This window comes from Duganella sp. 3397, from assembly GCF_031456625.1.
GTDB lineage: Bacteria > Pseudomonadota > Gammaproteobacteria > Burkholderiales > Burkholderiaceae_D > Rugamonas > Rugamonas phyllosphaerae.
Genome location: NZ_JAVDVB010000004.1, coordinates 694,211 through 714,491, shown reverse-complemented (window position 1 = coordinate 714,491; position 20,281 = coordinate 694,211). Strand labels below are relative to the sequence as shown.

Below are 20,281 nucleotides of genomic sequence, written 5' to 3'. Positions count from 1 at the left end.
AGCTTACGAAGCTTCTTTCAGTTGCTCCAGGATGGCCGGGTTTTCCAGCGTGGAGACGTCCTGGGTAATGGTCTCACCCTTGGCCAGCACGCGCAGCAGGCGGCGCATGATCTTGCCCGAGCGGGTTTTCGGCAGGTTGTCGCCAAAGCGGATTTCCTTCGGCTTGGCGATCGGACCGATCTCCTTGCCCACCCAGTTGCGCAGCTCCAGCGCCAGCTTCTTGGCGTCGTCGCCGGTCGGGCGCGCCTGCTTGAGCACCACGAACGCGCAGATCGATTCGCCGGTGGTGTCGTCGGGACGGCCGACCACGGCAGCCTCGGCCACCAGCGGATTGGCCACCAGCGCCGATTCGATTTCCATCGTGCCCATGCGGTGACCGGAAACGTTGAGCACGTCGTCGATGCGGCCGGTGATGGTGAAGTAGCCGGTGTCCTTGTTGCGGATGGCGCCGTCGCCAGCGAGGTACATCTTGCCGCCCAGTTCATCCGGGAAGTAGCTGGTTTTAAAACGGTCCGGGTTGTTCCAGATGGTGCGGATCATCGACGGCCATGGACGCTTGACGACCAGAATACCCCCCTGCCCGTTCGGCACGTCGGCGCCCGCTTCATCGACGATGGCTGCCATGATGCCCGGCAGCGGCAAGGTGCACGAACCCGGCACCATCGGCGTGGCGCCCGGCAGCGGGGTGATCATGTGGCCGCCGGTCTCGGTTTGCCAGAAGGTGTCCACGATCGGGCAGCGCTCGCCGCCCACCTGCGTGTAGTACCACATCCAGGCTTCCGGATTGATCGGCTCGCCCACCGTGCCCAGCAGGCGCAGCGACGACAGGTCGTAGTTTTTCGGATGCACTTTCGGATCGACGTCCGACGCCTTGATCAGCGAACGGATCGCCGTTGGCGCGGTGTAGAAGATGCTGACCTTGTGCTTGGCCACGGTGTCCCAGAAGCGGCCGGCGTTCGGGTAGGTGGGCACGCCTTCGAAGATCACCTGGGTGGCGCCCACGGCGGTGGGACCGTAGGCGATATAGCTGTGGCCGGTTACCCAGCCGATGTCGGCGGTGCACCAGTACACGTCGGCGGGCTTGATGTCGAACGACCATTTCATGGTCAGTGCAGCCCACAGCAGGTAGCCGCCGCTCGAATGCTGCACGCCTTTCGGGGTGCCGGTGGAGCCGGACGTGTACAGGATGAACAGCGGATGCTCGGCATCGACCCATTCCGGCTCGCAGTCGGCCGACTGGTCGGCCACCAGGTCGTGCAGCCACAGGTCGCGGCCTTCGTTGAAGGCAACGTTGCCGCCGGTGCGCTTATAGACGATCACGTCCTTGATGGTGTCGCAGCCGCCCAGCGCCAGCGCTTCGTCGACGATGGATTTCAACGGCAGTTGCTTGCCGCCGCGCAGTTGTTCGTCGGCGGTGATGACGGCCACGGCGCCGGCGTCGATAATGCGCTCCTGCAGCGACTTGGCGGAGAAGCCGCCAAACACCACCGAGTGGGTGGCGCCGATGCGGGCGCACGCCTGCATGGCCGCCACGCCTTCGACCGACATCGACATGTAGATGATGACGCGGTCGCCCTTTTTGATGCCGCGCGACTTGAGTCCGTTGGCGAACTTGCACACTTTTTCGTGCAGTTCCTTATAGCTGACATTGACCGCCTTGCCGTCGTCCGCTTCGAAGATGATGGCGGTCTTGTCGGCGTTGCCGTTGGTCAGGTTGCGGTCGAGGCAGTTGTACGAGACGTTGAGCTTGCCGCCTTCGAACCATTTGTAGAACGGCGCGTCGTCTTCGTTCAGGGTGCGGGTGAACGGCGTTTGCCAGGCCAGGTGTTCGTTGGCCAGGCGCGCCCAGAAGCCTTCGTAGTCGGCTTCGGCCTCCGCGCACAGCGCGTTGTAGCCGTCCATGCCCGAGACGGTGGCCTGGGCCACGAAGGCCTCGGGCGGGTTGAAGACGCGGGTTTCCTGTGGGCCTTGCTGGGTGGTAGTGCTGCTCATACTAGTCTCCGTTGTTGTATTCGTTTGCCACAAACATAAACGCCATCGCTTACTGCGCCCTTACATGCCGACACCGCATAGTTCAGATGATTCTATCAATATTTCTGCCATGGCATGACAGCCTCACGCAGCGGTGCCACAGCCGGGCTGCGCGTGTAGAATGTCGCCATCTTATAGTCTGCACCATTTTCCGGAGTCCCGCCTACATGTCCGAGCACAAGCCCAAGCTGCGTCCTCTACCCCACTTCATTTTCATGTCGCGCTGGCTGCAATTGCCGCTGTACGTGGGTCTGATCCTGGCCCAGTGCGTGTACGTTTTCCACTTTTGGGTCGAACTGAAAGACCTGATCGGCGCGGCCATGGGCAACGACGCCGCCCTGCAGCACATCATCCAGGCCGTGGCCGTCCCTAACGCCGTCGCCCCTACCCGCCTCAACGAAACCACCATCATGCTGGTGGTGCTGGGCCTGATCGACGTGGTCATGATCTCCAACCTGCTGGTGATGGTGATCATCGGCGGCTATGAAACCTTTGTGTCGCGCATGAACCTCGAAGGCCACCCGGACCAGCCCGAGTGGCTGTCGCACGTGAATGCGTCCGTGCTGAAAACCAAGCTGGCCATGGCGATTATCGGCATCTCGTCGATCCACCTGCTGAAAACCTTTATTAACGCCAATGCGTACGATGCCAAGGTGCTCATTGCGCAAACAACGATCCACATCGCTTTCCTGCTCTCGGCCCTGGCAATTGCCTACACCGACCGCCTGACCACGATGACGCACCACGACTCCAAGTCGCACTGATTCAAAAAACATCCCATCCACCACGCGAGAACATCATGACCATCATAAAGCAAGAAGACCTGATCGAATCGGTTGCCGCCGCCCTCCAGTACATCAGCTATTACCATCCAGCCGATTACATCGAGCACCTGGCGCGCGCGTATGACTCCGAGCAGAGCCCGGCCGCCAAGGACGCCATCGCGCAGATCCTGACCAACTCGCGCATGTGCGCGGAAGGCAAGCGCCCGATCTGCCAGGACACCGGCATCGTCAACGTCTTCCTGAAGATTGGCATGGGTGTGCGCTTCGAAGGCTTTAGCGGCACCGTCACCGACGCCGTCAACGAAGGCGTGCGCCGCGCGTACAACTTCGACGACAACAAGCTGCGCGCATCGATCGTGGCCGACCCGCACTTCGACCGCAAGAACACCAAGGACAACACGCCAGCCGTGGTCCACATGGAACTGGTCGAAGGTAACACCGTGGACGTCAAGGTCGCAGCCAAGGGCGGCGGCTCGGAAAACAAGTCCAAGATGATCATGATGAACCCGTCCGATTCGCTGGTGGACTGGGTACTGAAAACCGTGCCGACCATGGGCGCCGGCTGGTGCCCGCCAGGCATGCTGGGCATCGGCATCGGCGGCACTGCCGAGAAAGCCATGCTGATGGCCAAGGAAGTGCTGATGGAAGACATCGACATGTTCGAGCTGAAGCAGCGCGGCCCGCAGAACAAGCTCGAAGAACTGCGTATCGAACTGTGCGACAAGGTCAACGCGCTGGGCATCGGCGCCCAGGGCCTGGGCGGCCTGACCACCGTGCTCGACGTCAAAATCATGATGCACCCGACCCACGCGGCGTCGAAGCCAGTGGCCATGATCCCGAACTGCGCGGCCACCCGCCACGGCCACTTCGTGCTCGACGGCTCCGGCCCTGCCTACATGACGCCGCCACCGCTGTCCACCTGGCCTGATGTGTCGTGGGCGCCGGACACCGAAAAATCGAAACGCGTCGACCTCAACACGCTGACGAAAGAAGAAGTCGCCTCGTGGAAGCCGGGCCAGACCCTGCTGCTCAACGGCAAAATGCTGACCGGCCGCGATGCTGCCCACAAGCGCATCCAGGACATGCTGGCCAAGGGCGAAGAACTGCCGGTGGACTTCAAGAACCGCGTGATCTACTACGTCGGTCCGGTCGATCCGGTGCGTGACGAAGTGGTCGGCCCAGCCGGCCCAACGACTGCCACCCGCATGGACAAGTTCACCGACATGATGCTCGAGAAAACCGGCCTGATCGCCATGATCGGCAAGGCCGAGCGCGGCCCGATCGCGATCGAGTCGATCAAGAAGCACCAGTCGGCCTACCTGATGGCGGTTGGCGGTTCGGCCTACCTGGTCTCGAAGGCGATCAAGGGCGCCAAGGTGCTGGGCTTTGCCGACATGGGCATGGAAGCGATCTACGAGTTCGACGTGGAAGACATGCCGGTCACGGTAGCAGTCGACTCGGCCGGCACCTCGGTGCACAACACCGGTCCGGCGGAATGGAAAGCCAAGATCGAGCAACTGAACGTGGCCATCGTCACTGCCTGATGAACGCCCCGCGCCCACAGCCAGCCGAGTGCCCGATCGGCGTGTTCGACTCGGGTGTGGGCGGCCTGTCGGTGCTGCGCCATATCCGCGCGCAGCTACCGCACGAACACCTGCTGTACTTTGCCGATTCCGGCCACGCACCGTACGGCGAAAAAACCGAAGAGTTCGTGGTCGAGCGTGCATTGGCGGTGACAGCCTTCCTGCTGGACCACGGCGCCAAGGCGCTGGTCGTCGCCTGCAACACGGCCACCGTGGCCGCCATCAAGGCGGTACGCGCACGCTACCCGGAATTACCCGTGGTGGGCGTGGAGCCGGGCCTGAAACCCGCAGCGGCCGCCACCCGCAACGGCAAAGTGGGCGTGCTGGCCACGGCCCGCACGCTCAAGGGCGAAAAATTCCTGCAACTGCGCGAACAGATCAGCGCCACCACCCACGCCGAATTCCTGCTGCAGGCGGCCGTGGGCCTGGTGGACCAGATCGAACTGGGCGACCTGCAAGCACCGAAGATCGGCGCCATGCTGGAGCAGTACGTGGCGCCGCTGCTCGACCAGGGCGCCGACACCCTGGTACTCGGCTGCACCCACTACCCGTTCGTGCGCGACGGTATCGAACAGGTGCTGGCCGCGCACGACCGCGCCGACGTGGTGCTGATCGACACCGGCGACGCCGTAGCGCGCCAACTGGGGCGCTTGCTGGACACCGGCGCGCTGCTGCGTGCGGCAGCGCCGGATGCGCCCGCGACCTTGCGCGGCTTCACGACCGCCAGGCCGGCCGCCTTGTCGGCAGCGTTCCGCGCCCTGCTCGACCTCGATCCGGTGGTTGCAGCGGCCGACATCTAGAAACAACGGTCATTTCCAAAAAAACCTCGCATTTAGATTTGCAGGTTTCCAAAGTGGCTTGTATAATGCGGCACCTGCCCAGCAAACCGCAAAGCAGGCGCAGTTAGTAAGACAGTGGTGGCTGTAGCTCAGTTGGTAGAGTCCAGGATTGTGATTCCTGTTGTCGTGGGTTCGAGCCCCATCAGCCACCCCAAAGAATTCGTTATTGAAAAAATGCTTGATTGCCCAGGGAATCAGGCATTTTTTTCGTCATCACGTTTCTCCTCGAAGACGCACGTCTCCCTCTCCAGCCCGAATAATAGCCGCCAAAATCCGCTGCTGCGATCACCGCTATCAGCTATGCGGTCCCAGGACCTCGCTGAACTGCTGCTTCTCTTCGGCCGAAGCGCCGGGGCGCTTGACGGCAGTGGTCAACGCCGCACGCAAGTTGGGCGTGAGTTCCACGTCGCCGCTATTTACCGAGCTCAGGGTTTCCCGAACCAGGTCACCGTATGCCCCTTTTGACAACTGCGTAATGGCGATGTTCGAAGCCTCGGCAGGAGAATTGAGGCGATAGAGCTTCTGGACGGCCAGCGCGCGCACCAGATCACTGCCCTGGCTCTGCGCAGTCTGGTTCAACAGTTGGACGGCATCGCTGCGCAGATTGGCGACATCGCCACTTTTCTGTTCCGCCAGTGTGCCGATGAAATTGAGCCGCGCCACAGCGGTGCGCTCATCGGTTTTGGTTCCTGCCTTGACATCGGCCAGCGCCCGGACGATGACGTCCTGCGGTGCCTGGCCGGGCAAGTTGAAGTACGTCTCGTACATCTCGGCAAACTTGTTCTCGCTCTGCCCTTGCCAGATCGCATTCGCCTCGTGCAAGACAATACTGCGGCCGGCCGGCGTTACGACTAGCAACGACCGCAACATGTCACGCTCCATACCCTGCTCGGCCGGCATGTCGTGATAAAACTGCTGCACGGTTTTGACAACGTCGATGTCGTTCTCGATCGATTCCAGCAGACTCGTCTGGAATTCCTCGATTTCTTTCGACGACAGGTCCTCGCGCTTGAGAATCTTGTCGACGAGGGCGCGAAGACCGTCGCCAGCCTGCCGGGGCGTCAACGGCTTGACCGCAGCGCTGGCCGACTCATCCGCCGCCACAGCCGCGACGCCATGCGCGGCACCGCCCGCGGCCGCTCGCGCACCGCGCGCAGCCTGCGCTGGCGCTGGCTGTACGCCGGAACCGGCGAAATGGGGCGCATCGACCTTGTCGGTCCGTTGCTCGCGGCCCGACATAACAAAGAACCCGGTCGCGATCAGAACGGCAGCGCCGATGACGGCTGCTGCGGACCAGCGGGTCAAGGAAAAAGATAGTTTGGTGGACATGACATTCCCAGGAAATGGTGACTTTGAACTGGGCAATCCGCCGGACCGGCAGCCGCCCAGATGACGTGCGCCTTAAATCCGCTGATAGTCGCAACTGCTGCCGCGCCACTCGGGAAGATAACCATCGACCGTATATGCGCCGCCCACGTAGGTGCAGCGCCAGCTGGTGCCGCCCAGCCAGTCTGCGCGCCACTTGTCCGGGCAGTCGTTATCAATGGTCAGGAAATTATTTCCGCCGAGCACGCGCATTCTCCCAAACCTTTCGCTGAAGTTAATCACGGCGCGGCCCCTATAACCCTTGTTGGGGCTGCAGGTGATGGTTTCACTCCGAATGTTGCAGGCCGTCCAGGACCGGTTGGCCGAAGCGTTGATTTCCATTCCACCGATTCTGGTAGGTATCGCCCATTTACCCCCGATGTTGAACCCTGTCGTACGGCAGGACGAATGGCCAGTCGTCAAGGCTACCGAGCCGCAGCTCCCCCCAGCATTGTTGAAGCAATAATGCCACTCTGAACCGTCCAGGAAATACCCATGCTGGTTCTTGCCCAGCCACCCTCCAAACTGGGTATTCAGGGTTTGCGCTGAGGTCACTCCGGAGAAGGCTGTCATCCACAGAAACAAAAGAGCTATCTTTAGAAATTTCATGATGGTTTCCTGAAACGGGTTTCGGATTATGAAAAATTAACAACGCACGCTGGTTGTGATCGGGCTATTTCCTTTCAATCAACAACTCAGGCGGAAGCGTAGCGAATTTTTATGACTACCCTGTTACAGCATGAAACTATATGTATGGATTGCCGCGCACGCGGTGGCGGCCAAAGCGATGCTGGTGACGCACGACAACGCTTTTTCTCTGGTCCAGGTGGGGTTCTCGCAGTCGAGGATTGAACCGTCATGAGGTGACCATGCCAGCGAGCCATCCTCCGCACGCTACAGCAACCTTGCCTCATTGCTGCGCGGTAAGTGTTAGACTGGCAGTCCTTTATTAATAATCAACATTTCATGCGCACTATTACCTCTACCCTCGCCCTCGTCACTACCACACTGCTGACCTTGTCCTCAGCCCACGCGGCCACCACGCCCACCATCGAGCAAATCCAGTCTGCCGTCGATGCCGGCGTGGCCAAATCGGCGTCGCCGGTGCCGATGGCGTTCCGGATCACCAGCCTGGTCGGCTGCCGGCCATCACCGGAAGTGAAAGAAGAGACCGTATGCCTGGTGGGGATGAGCGCCGGCATGCGCGACGGCTTCACAGTCCTGCCGCTGCGCCAGGATGGCGCAACGTGGGTTGGCGTGGAGCGCAAGAACGCCGAGTTCCCCGGCCCCACGACCGATGAGGTCAAGGCGGCCATGACCGCCCTGGCGGCCGAGAAGGTGGCGGCCGATCCGGCGGCAGCCAACGATCCGCAAGTGAAGGCGCTGCCCGGCATGGTGGTCAAGAGTGTCGATCAATGCAAGGTCGAACGCAAAACCGGCAATCTGCTGTGCGCCGCCAAGGTCACTGTTCCAGGCCAGGGCGACGTCAAGGCCGATATGCGGTTCGTACTGGGCAGCCAGGGCTGGCATATGGCCCCGCGCTAAACAGCGCCGGGGCTCACGCTGACTAGAACTGCTCCCACTCCCCCGCTTCAGCTTTCGAGACATCTTTCGCCGGGCGCGCAGGCGCCGGCTTGGCGATGGCAATGCGCCGTGCGGCAGGCGGCGGGGTGGCCGGACGTGCTGCGGGGTGTTGTGCGGGACGCGGTGCAGCCTGGCTGGCCTGCTGCTGCCCCACATTGAACACGCTGACTACCTGCGACAGGATACTGGCCTGCTCCTGCATCGAGTTGGCGGCAGCCGCAGCCTGTTCCACCAGCGCGGCATTTTGCTGGGTCACCTCGTCCATTTGCGCAATCGCCGAATTGACTTGCTCGATGCCGGTGGTCTGCTCCAGGCTGGCCGAGGCGATTTCGCTCATGATGTCGGTCACGCGGGTAATCGATTGCACGATGTCGGCCATGGTCACGCCGGCGTCGTCCACCAGTTTGCCGCCGGTATCGACCTTGGTGACGGAGTCGTCGATCAGGATCTTGATTTCCTTGGCGGCGGCGGCGGAACGGTGCGCCAGGTTGCGCACCTCGGTGGCGACGACGGCAAAACCGCGGCCCTGCTCGCCGGCCCTGGCTGCTTCGACGGCGGCATTCAGGGCCAGGATATTGGTCTGGAACGCGATGCCGTCGATGACACCGATGATGTCCACGATTTTTTTGGACGACTGGTTAATCGAGGCCATGGTCTCCACCACCTGCGACACCACGGCGCCACCGCGCACCGCCACTTCCGAGGCAGACACGGCCAGCTGATTGGCCTGGCGCGCATTGTCGGCATTCTGCTTGACGGTGCCGGTCAGTTCTTCCATCGACGCGGCGGTTTCTTCCAGTGAGCTGGCCTGCTCTTCCGTGCGCGAAGACAGGTCGAGATTACCTGCGGCGATTTGCGCCGAGGCGGTGGCAATGGTGTCGGTCCCTACGCGCACGCGGCCGACGATATCGGCCAACTGGTCGCGCATCTGCCGCATCGAGTACATCAGGCTGCGGCTGTCGCCGGCGGCAAGCACGATATCGGTATAGAGCTTGCCGCCGGCGATCTGCTCGGCGACCTGCATGGCATAGGCAGGCTCGCCACCGAGCTGTTTCAGGATGCTGCGCGTGATGATCACACTGGCGCCGATCGACAGTAACACGCCAACCAGCGACACGGCGAGGATCAGTGCCCGGCTCTTTTCGTAATCGGCGTGGGCCTGGGCCGCGGTGTCGTTGCTGGTTTTGATCTCGTAATCGCGGAATTCGATCAGCGTATTGGTCCATTTATCGAGCGCCGGCCCGGTCTCGCCCATCAGCACGTCGGGCGCGCCGGGATCGTTCTTGAGCCCCAGCTCGGCAGCCTTGTTAATCGCCGGCAGCGCGGACTTTTTGACTTCCTCTATTTTTACCAGGTAGGCTTTTTCTTCAGCGCTGGCATTGGGATCGCTGGCAAATAATTTTTCCAGGTCGGCGATCACCTTGTCGTAGTTGCGCAGGCTGGTATCGAACGCCTGCTTCTGCGCCGTCATCCTGGGCACGTCACTGAGCACGATCAGGTTGCGCATCGCAGCAGAGGCTTTTTGCGCCTCGCCGGAGGCGATGGCGATCATATTCGATTCTTGCGCGTTGAAGTCAACGGTGACGACCAGCGACTCGTTCAGCGCAGCCAGCTTGGTAATGCCCAGCGCCGCAATGATGATGGAGACCACCAATAAGAGGCCGAAGCCTGTCGCCAGACGCGTGCTGACCTTGAGTTCGTGAAAAGACATGTTTTTCCCTCAATCTATGAGTGCATCCTGAGCGAGTATCGCCACTGACAATCGGTTGCATTGCTGATTTTACTAGCCTTAGGGAAACATATGGCAAATTGACACGCAAGTGTGGCAATCACGCCGCATCGTTAGAGTTACAATATTTCTTGCAAGTCTATTTCCATAGGGAACGAGAATAGCGCTACAATGAAGCTGTGTCGCCCAACGAACGCGACGTCACACTCTCCCCCATCATGTCCGAAGAAAAATCCATCACTGAAGTTTCCACCTACAGCAAAGATACGCCTGTAGGACGTCCCGATACGGACGGTCGCGCCGGCGTGTTCGTGCCCTCCGAACTGTTCGATCCATCGGCCAACGCGGCCATCCGCAGCGGTTCCGGCATTGTCGGCTTTGGCAATCCGGACGGCTCGCTGACCGTGTATTTCGAAGCCAACCGCTTCGACGAATCCGGCCTGCACAAGTGGGAGAACAAGGCGCGCAAGGCCTACGAGCGCCTGGTCATGGCCGCGCCTACCGTCTCCAAGGCCAAGATCGATGCGCGCTACATGGAACAGGTCGGCATCATCGACGGCATGGGCATCACGCTCAAGCAGCCGGACCGGCTGACCCAGTGGCTTGCCCTGTGCGACAAGCTCGACACCGCGCCCGCCGCACCCGTCACGATCTGGAAGACCAGATAAAAGTTGACTGACGGATAGGGTCAAGCTGTTGTCCTACAGAACGTCGGACATTTGGCTGATCCCTCCTACGCTGAGTCTGGCTTATCCTTTAGTCATCCGGCAACCCTGTCGGAAACTACTTTCAACAGGAGCCGGTCATGGCACGCTTTTTCCCCCACGCAGTCGGTACCTTGCTTATCACGCTGGCAGTTGCCTCGACGTTTGTGCTGGTATCGGAAAACACGCTGATGAACCAGTCGGCTTCGGTGTACCACCTGCGCTGAATGCTGCCGGGTGACCGCGTTGCCCACGCGTAGAAAAAAATCCCGCAGCGCCGTTATGGCACTGCGGGATTTTTTGGTACGGGACTGAGAAACGTCTAACGGCGCCAGCCGCCGCGGCCGCCGCCGTAGTAACCACGGCCGCCGCCGCCCCAGTACCGGTTGAAGCCGAAGTTCAGGCCGATCGATACCGGTGGATAGTAATACGACGGCGCCGGCTGGTAATACACGGGCGCCGGCTGATAAATCACCGTGGACGGCTGGGTGATGTACGTGGTGGTGGTCACCGGTTGCTCGGTATAGACCACGCGCGAGCTCGACTGCGGCGGCAGCTCTTCGGTGGTGTACACCGGCCCGGAAGCCTGCCCCGGCGCGCGGTCCGACGGGGTGACCGACACCGTGCGCCACTGGTAGGGGTCTTGCACCACGCGGGTGCTGGTGTAATAAGGTTGCTGGGTAGCGCATCCCGTCAGCGCCGCCATCACGCCGACCACTGCAAAGATCGATTTCATCGCCAATTCTCCTTGTTCAGAATCACACTATAAAAGCAAGTGTAGCGCGAAAGCAGTGTCATTACAGCTTGTTACACGGAGCTGCGCCCTGCAACGAAAAAGGGAGCCGCGAACGGCTCCCTCTTCTACGCAACAACTATCCATCGAGTGGGTAGAATCAATCGAGCTTCCAGGCGTAATCGACCTTGGTCCAGGTTTCGGCTGGCGCGCCGTCCTTGGTGCCTGGTTTGAACTTGCAGGCGGACAGGGCCTTGATGGCGGCCTTGTCCAGGTTCTTGAAGCCGCTGGTCTTGTCGACCTTGGAGTCGGCCACCGAACCGTCCGGTTTGACCAGGAACGACATCGAGGTCGTGCCCTGCTCTTCGTTCATCAGCGACGCTTTAGGATATTCGGCCCTGCAGTTCTTGGAGTCGAAGCTGGCTGGCACTTCGGCGGCAAATACGGCTGGTGCGCTCGCTACGAGAACCGCTGCAACCAGACCCAACATACGCTTGTTCGTCATCATGATTTTCCCCTATGGATAAAATTGTGGCGGTTCAGGTGTTACAGCTTCCAGCTATAGTCCACTTTGGCCCAGGTCTGCGCCACGGCGCCGTCCTTCGTGCCCGGCTTGAACTTGCAGGCCGACAGTGCTTTCATGGCGGCCTTGTCGAGGTTCTTGAAGCCGCTCGATTTTTCCAGTTTGGAATCAACAACGTTACCGTCCGTGCCGACCAGGAAGGCCATCTTGACATCGCCCTGCTCTTCGTTGATCAGCGACGCTTTTGGATATTCAGCCTTGCAGTTCTTGGCGTCGATGGAAGCCGGTACTTCTGCAGCGAAGGCGGCAGCGGAGGTGGCGGACAGCAGGAAGGCGGCGATTACGGTCGAAAACTTGGTCATTTAATTTCTCTCAATTATTTTTAACATCGTTAAAGGTTCGGATTCCCGGTCCGCCTTGGCGTTTCCACCATCACGCAACAACGTGACAGCGGCCCGGGCAATACTTGAAGTCGTTAAAACTCTTCCCACTCGTCAGCGCTGGCGGTACTGGTCGCGACGACTTTCTTCGGCTTGGCTGCCGGTGCGGGCGCTGGCCTGGAGGCCAGTTTCTTCACCGGAGCGCGAGGTGCCGCAGCGATCGGCTTGACTGCCGCCTTCGCTACAGCTTTCGGGGCTGGCACATACACTGGAGCAGTTGCGCGCTCCTCGCCTTCCACCAGCTTGAAGATGCTGACGACGCGGGATAACTCGTCGGCCTGGTCTTGCAAGCTCTTTGCTGCGGCGGCGGATTCTTCCACCAGCGCGGCGTTTTGCTGGGTCATGCTGTCCATCTCGATGATCGACAGGTTGACTTGTTCGATGCCGGCGCTCTGCTCCTGGCTGGCGTTAGCGATCTCGCTCATGATGTCGGTTACGCGGCGCACCGAGGACACCACTTCGTCCATGGTCACACCGGCCTGGCCGACCAGCTTGGTGCCGGCGCCAACTTTTTCCACCGAGTCATCGATGAGCATCTTGATTTCTTTGGCGGCGCCAGCGGAACGCTGGGCCAGGTTGCGCACTTCGGACGCCACCACCGCGAAGCCACGGCCTTGTTCGCCGGCACGGGCTGCTTCCACGGCAGCGTTCAGCGCCAGGATGTTGGTCTGGAAAGCAATGCCATCGATCACGCCGATAATGTCGACGATCTTCTTGGCCGATGCGTCGATCGAGCTCATGGTGTTGACCACTTCCGAGACCACCTTGCCGCCCTTGATCGCCACATCCGAAGCGGCCGAGGCCAGCTGGTTGGCTTCACGGGCGTTGTCGGCGTTCTGTTTCACGGTCGAGGTCAGCTCTTCCATGGCGGTCGCGGTTTTTTCCAGCGAGCTCGCCTGCATTTCGGTACGGGCCGACAGGTCGGTGTTGCCGGCGGCGATTTCGCGGGTGGCGGTGCCGATGGTTTCGGTGCCGGAGCGAACCTGGCCCACGATATCGACCAGGCTGTCGCGCATTTCACGCATTTCGTACAGCAGGCTATCCTTGTCAGTGCTGCTGGTGTTGATCGACACCGCCAGGTCGCCGTTGGCGATGCTGCTGGCAATGGCCGAGGTGTACGCCGGTTCGGCGCCCAGCTGTTTCAGCAGGCCACGGGTAATCACCACGGCGGCGGCTACCGAGATCACCACGGCCAGCAGGCCCATGATGATCATGAAGGTACGGCCGCTGGCGAAGCCCTTGGCGGCTTCCACTTGCATCTCGGCGTTGAGCTTGTCTTCCAGGGTGCCCAGTTGGTCCAGCGCGGCCATCCACTTGACTTGTGCCGGACGGATTTCCTTGATCAGCACGCGGGTGGCGGCTTCAGCCTGACCACTGACCCACAGGTCGGTCGCCTTGGCGATGGCCGGCATGGCGATCGCTTCCTGTTCCTTGATGGTGGCCAGCAGGGCCTTCTCTTCAGGCAGGGCTTCGGCGGCGAACTTGGCGCTCAGCTTGTTTTGTGCATCGGCGTAGGCGCCAGCCAGGACTTTGACGTTGTTCAGATCCTTGGCCATGTCGTCCGGGTCGCTCAACAGGGTCAGGATGCGCAGCGTGCTGACGCGGGTGGCAACGTTGGTTCGCATGTCGGTTACCAGGCGGGTGACCACGTTGTTGACGCTGATGACGTGATCGAGGCGATCCTGGATCTGTGCCATGCGGAAGATGCCGACCGTGGTGACCGCGATCAGGAACACCAGGACCAGGGCAAATCCGAGGCCCAAGCGCATGCCAACTTTCATTTTTGCTAAATTCATTTCGTCTCTTCGTAAGTGACACTGTTGATAAGAATTTGCCTTGGATGGCCTGTCGGGGGTAGGGACACCGACCACCCAAAAATTTCTACTGAGCAAGTAAACATGACATTAGCAAACAATGACTGCGAATGCAAAATTTGGCGCCCCACCGGCGTCGCGTTCTCGTTTCTGCCTCGCATTACACACACGAAAGACGGTAGACAGGTGTGTAAGAATGCAAATTATAGATGCAAATTTTTCCGTAGGGCAAGGAAAAAACATCTAGATCGCGTGGAAACATAATTTCTGAGTGGAAATTCCAACACTTGAAAATTGTGCTTGCTAGTTACTTCAATAGTTGGATGAAAGTATCACGGGGAGCGCGGCGCCCGCAGGCGCCGGAGGTGGTGCGGAAAAGCGCGGGAGATTTACGCGTAAGCGAGGCGGGCTGCGGCCTGGCGCACCAGGGTGGCGTCGCCAGCGGCCAGCTGTTTCGAGTCCGACAAGGTCTGGCGGAACGATTTGGCGCCAGGCAGACCTTGCATCAGGCCCAGCATGTGTCGTGTAATCGAATTCATCTTCAGGCCGAGCGGACCGTACTGCGCCAGCTGCGCCTGGATGTAGGGGATCATTGCTTCGAGCACCTCGGCGCGGGACTTCGGCTCGGTGGTAGCGCCGTAATAGCGCTGGTCGAACGTGGCCATCAGGAACGGGTTGTGGTACGCCTCGCGGCCCAGCATCACGCCATCGACATGGCGCAAGTGCTCGTCGATCTCGGCCTCGGTCTTGATGCCGCCGTTGATGATGATTTCAAACTGCGGAAAGTCACGCTTGAGGCGGTAGGCGAAGTCGTACTTGAGCGGCGGGATTTCGCGGTTTTCCTTCGGCGACAGCCCTTTTAATATGGCATTGCGCGCGTGCACGATGAAGGTGGTGCAACCGGCGTCGGCCACGGTGCCGACGAAATCACGCACGAAGTCGTAGCTCTCTGTCTTGTCGATGCCGATCCGGTGCTTGACGGTGACGTCAATGTCCACCGCGTCGCGCATGGCTTTCACGCAATCGGCCACCAGTCGCGGCTCGGCCATCAGGCAGGCGCCGAAAGCGCCCTTCTGCACCCGCTCGGACGGGCAGCCGCAATTGAGGTTGATTTCATCGTAGCCCCACTTTTCGCCCAGCCTGGCGCTGGTGGCCAGGTCGGCCGGATCGCTGCCGCCCAGTTGCAGCGCAACCGGGTGTTCCTCGTCGTTGAAGCGCAGGTGGCGCTCAACGTCGCCATAGACCAGCGCGCCGGTGGTAACCATCTCGGTGTACAGCCAGGTGTGTTGGCTGATGTGGCGATGGAACACGCGGCAATGGCGGTCGGTCCAGTCCATCATCGGCGCCACGGACAGGCGGCGGCCCGGCACAGGTGCGCTGTCGGCGGCGGTGTCGGCTATATGTGGGGCGGAGATGGTCATGGCGGCAACTGCTGGTGGGGTGTGGGGGTCGTCATTATACCGTCAAACGCCAAGCGTCCGCCCCGGCGCCACTTGCTCGAAAGTTGCCAAAAAAAGCAAAATTCATCGCTATTCGCGCATATTCACCTTCTCATTCCAGCATGAATCCCGAAGAATACGTTCCATACAACAACCAGGGACAACCATGAACTTCGGCACCAGGCTCAAGCAGATCAGGACAGAGAAGAACCTTACGCAACCGCAGTTTGCCGAGTTGATCGGCATCGAGCAGTCTTACCTGTCCAAGCTGGAAAACGACAAGTCGCAGCCGTCGGCTGAGATGTTCGGCAACATCATCAAGGCGCTGGGGATGGCGCCCGACATCTTCCTGGCCGACCTCGACCAGCATACCCAGGCTACGCTGCGCCATATTCCGGAAGTGAGTCAGTTTCGTGAAGGCGTGAAAGCCCGGCGCGTGCACCATGCGCGGCGCTATATCTTTGGCGCGGCGGCAGCGGCAGCACTCGGTTTTGCGATGATGCTGGGGGCGAACAATGGCATCTTTTTCCCAAACAACCAGTACAAATACGTGTCGAAGGGCGTCATCGCCCCGGGTGAGGGCGAGAATATTTTCGACCAGTACAGCCAGATTCAGGTCAATCGCATGGGGGCCAAGCTGATCACCATGGAAGAGATGATGCGCTTGACTGCCGAGTTCGAATCCACCCGAAAGCGGCGCCTGACGGTCGAGTCCTGGCGCGACCGTGGCAGCGTGTATTTCGAACAGGTGCCCGGCGGGCGCCGCATGTTCGAGCTGGCCGACAAGCGCTACGTGCAGTCGGAGCAAAACCGGATCTTGCAATACATGGGCGCCCTGCTCGCTTTCTGCGCACCGCTGGTGCTGGTCGTGGAATGGCGGCTACGGGCAGCAGCCCGCCGCATTACCCATACTTCCGATAAATAAAACCAGGAGACACCATGTCGCAACTCAAAACTTTTTTTGCCGGCGCTACCACCATGGCCAGCGCGCTGGCCGCCGTCTTCGTCCTCACTGGCGCGAACGATCCCGGCAGGAAGGCGAATTTTGACGAGATCACGGTCGGCCGCATCAATATCGTCGAGCCCGATGGGACGAAGCGCCTGATCATTTCCAACCGTGCCCAGTTCCCCGGCACCTTCCAGAACGGCAAGGAAATCGAGCGCCCCGATCGCCGCACGTTTGCCGGCATGCTGTTTGTCGACCAGGAAGGCACGGAAAACGGCGGTTTCCTGCAACGGGGCAGTATCGATGCCAATGGCAAGATCGATTCGGGACTGTCGCTGACGTTCGACCGCTTCCGCCAGGACCAGGCGCTGCAATTGCTGAACACCGACAGCGAGAAGAGTCACAGAACAGCCATCATGATCAACGATGTGCCGAGCTTCAAAGTAACGCCGATGGAAGACCATGCGCGCTTCCGCGAAGAATCCAGCAAACTGGACAAAGACGGGCGCAAAGCCTACTGGGACAAGCTGACCGCGGAAGGCAGGTTGAGCGTCAACCGCATCTGGCTCGGCAATACGACCGAGAAGGGCTCATCGCTGCAGCTCAAGGATGCCAAGGGCCGCGTGCGCATGTTGCTGCAGGTAGGCGGGGATGGCAAGGCCGAGATCCAGATGCTCGACGAAACCGGCAAGGTCACGAAATCGATCACGCCGGCGTCAGCCGGATGAATCCGCAGCAGGTCCGGGTGGCTAGCGCCTGAAATACAGCCGGGCGGCACAACCAAACGCGATGACGAAGACGATCAGCGCCACGCCGGCGCTGGCGCCCAGCGCGCCAAAGCCGCAGCCGCCCTCGAAGGCGGAGCCGAACCAGCGGCACGGCATGTTCTCGAGTGCGACGTAGGCGACGGCGACGGCCAGCACCGCCGACCCGAGCAGCATGGCCAGCAATGCGAACACGGTCTGCAGCGCGCTTGGTGAAGTCTGTTGTGTAGTCATATTTTCAATGATAGCGCGTCCCGCTAGCCTGGTCCATGGGCTACGACCGGCAGCGTCACAAGCCCCACCAGCCCCACCAGGTAGCGCGCTGGCTGCGGACCAGGATTGGCATCACTGATGGGATGGTCTTCGCGGATCGCCAGGCAATCGCCGGCCTGGCGTTGGTGGGCTCTCGCGCAGGGGCGGCGATCGGGTATTGTCGAATTGCTGGGGCTTGGCGATGGGTGCGCGGGCTGCGCTACGAAATTGGATCCCCGCCTGCGCGGGGATGACGGATTTCAGGCAGCGGGCTGACGGCACGATGCCGTATCGCTGCCCTGGTAGGCTGGCGGTACGATGCCGCGCCGCTGGCCTGGCGGCTGACGGCGCTACGCGGCATCGCTGGCCTGGCGGGCTGGCGGCGCTACGCGGCATCGCTGTCCTGGCGGGCTGGCGGCGTTTTATGCCGCGCCGCTGGCCTGGCGGGCTGGCGGCGTTTTATACCGCGCCGCTGGCCTGGCGGGTTGGCGGCGTTATGCCGCGCCGCTGGCCTGCTTCTTCTTGCGCACCACCGCCAGCTTGGGTCCGAACATCGCCGCCACGCGCTCGAGGCGCTGGGCGGCGTCGCCGGTGACGGTGCCGGTGGCGCCCACCACCTGGCGCACGATGCCCAGCGCGGTCGCGCGCGCTTCCGGGTCGTCCGGCAGCAGCAGCGGCAAGTCGCGCATCGCCGCTTCTTCTGCCACCTGCAACATCAGATACTGCTCGCGCACGATGGTCTTGAAGTGCGTGACGCTCAGCTCTTCATCGGTGGACGTGCGCAGGCGCAACTGGCGGATGGTGGCGAAGGCGCGCTCGTCGGCCGCGCTCATCTCCGGGCTGCGGTAGATGTACAGCAGGCCGCGGATGATTGCCTCCGTGGTGCCGCCCTCGGCAGTTTTGCCGGCGGCAGCAGTACGGTACGCGTCGAGCGCTGCTTCGCGCGACAGGTCGCGGCCGATGCGGCGCAGGGCACCGTTCTCGGCACGCAAGCCCACCATCGCCTGCAGCACGGGCGAGCCGTACACGTCGAGGAAGAATTTCTCGGTGGCCTGGTCGCGCGCGTCGCGATACATATCGAGTCCCGCGACGATCTGCTTGGACATCGCTTCCTGCATCTGCAGGAAGATGTTGTCCTTGGCGACCGGACGGCGTTGCGCCCTCACCTTCTCGGCCAGGGCCGGGATGCCGTCGAGCAGCTTGTTCTTGTTCGAGAACGCCGTGTAGCGCAGGCGCATCGGGTGCGACTCGCGCAGCTGTTTGGCGCTCTGCTCGGTCACCATGCTCTTGACCACCGGGCTGACAAAGGTGCGGTACAGGCCCTGGTTGATTTCCGACACGCGCGCCACGGTGGCAAAGCGGCGCTCGTCCTCTTCGTCGTTGCCGCCCAGCGCGCGCAATGAGTCGAGCGTGCGGCGCTCGAAGCGCATCACGAAGTCGCCGCCCATCATGTCGCCGGCTGCAAGTTCTTCCTGCAGCATTTCCTCGTCCTTTTCCAGGAACACCGCCTCGTACAGGCCCGGCGGCATGATGTCGATCATGTCCATCGCGGCCGTGAATTCCTCGTGTTCCTTGTTGGCTACCGAAGCAGACACGAAGATGCCGAGGTGGCCGATACTCTGGTGCATCGAGTAGATGATGGTCTGGCCGCCGGCGACCAGCGCTTCGTCATTCTCGTACAGGTCGAGCACCCAGCCCAGCGCTTGCTGCGGCGGCGTGATGTCGTCGCCCCACGAGCAGAACACCACGATCGGCGACTTGATGTTGCGCAGGTCGATGCGGTGGCCGTCGCTGTCGAGCAGCGCCGCTTCGCTCAGGCGGTTGCCGACGAATAGCGAGTCGGCGATGTACTGCATCTCGCCGGCGTTGAGCAGCACCGGGTTGCCCCACCACTTTTCAAATTCCAGGAAGCGCGGCGCCTCGGTGTCGATCTTGGAATAGACGTTGTAGTTCTTGCTCCACAAGGTATTCGACGGATTCATCTTCTCGAAGTTGGCGACCAGCTGGGCGCCATCGAAGATGCCGTTGCCGAGGTCGCCAGCTAGCGAGGTCATCCAGGTGCCGCCCAGCGCGCCACCGAGGTAGCGCAGCGGATTCTTGCCGCGCACGCCTGCCCAGTACGACAGCGGCGCCCCGGCCAGCACCAGCGGACCGACCAGGTCGGGCTTCAGGGCGGCGGTCATCATGATTTGCCAGCCGGCCTGGCAGTTGCCGATCAGGGCCGGCTTGCCGTCCGCTTGCGGATGGCGCTCGGCCACGTGGGCGATGAAGGCCGCTTCGGCGCGGCACACGTCTTCGATGGTCTGGCCGGGCACCGGCACCGGCGTAAAGCCGACGAAATAGCACGGGTGGCCGGCTTTGAGCACCACGCCGATTTCGCTGTCGTGCTTCATGCCGCCGATGCCGGGACCGTGACCGGCGCGCGGGTCGAACACGATGAACGGGCGCTTGGTAGGGTCGGGCTCGATGCCGTCGGGCGGTGCGATGTAGCACAGGCCGTAATTCACGGGGCGCTCGAGCGTGCGGCCGTCCATGATGATCTCGAACGGGAAACTCAACACGTGCGGCGCCGTCTTGGCAGCGCGGGCGTTGGTATCGGTGCCGCGCTGGCGCAGCACGTCGAGGAACAGGATCGAACGCTGGCAAGCGTCCACCCAGTAATCGAGCCCTTGTTGGGCGACATTGAACGGACTGCCGGGCCAATTCATCAAACCAGCCCAGGGGTTATGCTTTTCTTCACTCACAGAATT

At 61.4% G+C, this 20,281-nt stretch carries 19 protein-coding genes and 1 tRNA gene; 9 read left to right on the top strand and 11 right to left on the bottom strand.

All coding sequences use genetic code 11. The annotated features are described in order from the left end of the window. Positions 1–3 precede the first annotated feature (3 nt). Positions 4–1,992 carry an acetate--CoA ligase gene (acs, locus tag J2X54_RS15895; protein WP_310181934.1) on the bottom strand — a complete coding sequence of 663 codons (1,989 nt, stop codon included), beginning with the start codon at positions 1,990–1,992 and terminating at the stop codon, positions 4–6. 206 nt (positions 1,993–2,198) lie between these two features. On the opposite strand from acs, the gene J2X54_RS15890 reads away from it, so the two are divergent. The 4 genes from J2X54_RS15890 (at position 2,199) to J2X54_RS15875 (ending at position 5,392) form a co-directional block, all read left to right on the top strand. After that, positions 2,199–2,795: a TIGR00645 family protein gene (locus tag J2X54_RS15890; RefSeq protein WP_070252211.1), complete on the top strand. Its 597-nt coding sequence runs from the start codon at positions 2,199–2,201 to the stop codon at positions 2,793–2,795. A 35-nt stretch (positions 2,796–2,830) separates the two neighbouring features. Further along, a complete protein-coding gene (locus tag J2X54_RS15885; RefSeq protein ID WP_070252209.1) occupies positions 2,831–4,360 on the top strand; it encodes a fumarate hydratase in 1,530 nt (509 codons plus the stop codon). Beyond that, the gene (murI, locus tag J2X54_RS15880) at positions 4,360–5,199 is read left to right on the top strand and encodes a glutamate racemase (RefSeq protein WP_310181929.1); all 840 of its coding nucleotides are present in this window, start codon (positions 4,360–4,362) and stop codon (positions 5,197–5,199) included. The genes J2X54_RS15885 and murI overlap by 1 nt, the downstream gene beginning before the upstream one ends. Before the next feature lie 117 nt (positions 5,200–5,316). After that, positions 5,317–5,392, top strand: a tRNA-His gene (locus tag J2X54_RS15875). Between the two features lie 140 nt (positions 5,393–5,532). Here J2X54_RS15875 and J2X54_RS15870 read toward each other — a convergent pair. Both J2X54_RS15870 and J2X54_RS15865 read right to left on the bottom strand, forming a co-directional pair. Continuing rightward, entirely contained in the window at positions 5,533–6,567 is a 1,035-nt protein-coding gene (locus J2X54_RS15870) for a hypothetical protein (RefSeq protein WP_310181926.1), read from the bottom strand. A 72-nt stretch (positions 6,568–6,639) separates the two neighbouring features. Next, entirely contained in the window at positions 6,640–7,212 is a 573-nt protein-coding gene (locus J2X54_RS15865) for a hypothetical protein (RefSeq protein WP_310181924.1), read from the bottom strand. Between the two features lie 357 nt (positions 7,213–7,569). On the opposite strand from J2X54_RS15865, the gene J2X54_RS15860 reads away from it, so the two are divergent. Beyond that, on the top strand, positions 7,570–8,148 hold the full coding sequence (locus J2X54_RS15860; protein WP_310181921.1) for a hypothetical protein: 579 nt from the start codon (positions 7,570–7,572) through the stop codon (positions 8,146–8,148). A 22-nt stretch (positions 8,149–8,170) separates the two neighbouring features. On the opposite strand, the gene J2X54_RS15855 is transcribed toward J2X54_RS15860, so the two are convergent. Continuing rightward, the gene (locus J2X54_RS15855; protein ID WP_310181920.1) at positions 8,171–9,898 is read right to left on the bottom strand and encodes a methyl-accepting chemotaxis protein; all 1,728 of its coding nucleotides are present in this window, start codon (positions 9,896–9,898) and stop codon (positions 8,171–8,173) included. Positions 9,899–10,095: 197 nt separating this feature from the next. On the opposite strand from J2X54_RS15855, the gene J2X54_RS15850 reads away from it, so the two are divergent. Together J2X54_RS15850 and J2X54_RS15845 are read left to right on the top strand one after the other, a co-directional pair. After that, a complete protein-coding gene (locus J2X54_RS15850; protein ID WP_229255520.1) occupies positions 10,096–10,584 on the top strand; it encodes a hypothetical protein in 489 nt (162 codons plus the stop codon). Between the two features lie 137 nt (positions 10,585–10,721). After that, a complete protein-coding gene (locus J2X54_RS15845; RefSeq protein WP_267875849.1) occupies positions 10,722–10,847 on the top strand; it encodes a hypothetical protein in 126 nt (41 codons plus the stop codon). A gap of 95 nt (positions 10,848–10,942) precedes the next feature. Here the strand turns inward: J2X54_RS15845 and J2X54_RS15840 are convergent, their stop codons facing one another. The 5 genes from J2X54_RS15840 to dusA form a co-directional block, all read right to left on the bottom strand. Continuing rightward, a complete protein-coding gene (locus tag J2X54_RS15840) occupies positions 10,943–11,356 on the bottom strand; it encodes a hypothetical protein (RefSeq protein ID WP_070252202.1) in 414 nt (137 codons plus the stop codon). Between the two features lie 157 nt (positions 11,357–11,513). Further along, entirely contained in the window at positions 11,514–11,843 is a 330-nt protein-coding gene (locus J2X54_RS15835) for an energy transducer TonB (protein ID WP_310181914.1), read from the bottom strand. Between the two features lie 56 nt (positions 11,844–11,899). After that, positions 11,900–12,238: an energy transducer TonB gene (locus tag J2X54_RS15830; RefSeq protein ID WP_070252201.1), complete on the bottom strand. Its 339-nt coding sequence runs from the start codon at positions 12,236–12,238 to the stop codon at positions 11,900–11,902. Between the two features lie 113 nt (positions 12,239–12,351). After that, positions 12,352–14,112, bottom strand: a complete 1,761-nt coding sequence (locus J2X54_RS15825) for a methyl-accepting chemotaxis protein (protein ID WP_310181912.1) — start codon at positions 14,110–14,112, stop codon at positions 12,352–12,354. 407 nt (positions 14,113–14,519) lie between these two features. Continuing rightward, entirely contained in the window at positions 14,520–15,551 is a 1,032-nt protein-coding gene (gene dusA, locus J2X54_RS15820) for a tRNA dihydrouridine(20/20a) synthase DusA (protein WP_310181911.1), read from the bottom strand. Between dusA and J2X54_RS15815 the strand changes: the two genes are divergently transcribed. Together J2X54_RS15815 and J2X54_RS15810 are read left to right on the top strand one after the other, a co-directional pair. After that, positions 15,550–16,494: a helix-turn-helix transcriptional regulator gene (locus tag J2X54_RS15815; RefSeq protein WP_310181910.1), complete on the top strand. Its 945-nt coding sequence runs from the start codon at positions 15,550–15,552 to the stop codon at positions 16,492–16,494. The two genes, dusA and J2X54_RS15815, sit on opposite strands and share 2 nt — an antisense overlap. 14 nt (positions 16,495–16,508) lie before the next feature. Further along, on the top strand, positions 16,509–17,243 hold the full coding sequence (locus tag J2X54_RS15810) for a hypothetical protein (RefSeq protein WP_310181909.1): 735 nt from the start codon (positions 16,509–16,511) through the stop codon (positions 17,241–17,243). 21 nt (positions 17,244–17,264) lie between these two features. Here the strand turns inward: J2X54_RS15810 and J2X54_RS15805 are convergent, their stop codons facing one another. Beyond that, complete coding sequence (locus J2X54_RS15805; protein ID WP_310181908.1) at positions 17,265–17,513, bottom strand: hypothetical protein; 249 nt, start codon at positions 17,511–17,513, stop codon at positions 17,265–17,267. 512 nt (positions 17,514–18,025) lie between these two features. Next, on the bottom strand, positions 18,026–20,239 hold the full coding sequence (locus J2X54_RS15800; protein ID WP_310181907.1) for a DUF3141 domain-containing protein: 2,214 nt from the start codon (positions 20,237–20,239) through the stop codon (positions 18,026–18,028). Between the last annotated feature and the right edge of the window lie 42 nt (positions 20,240–20,281).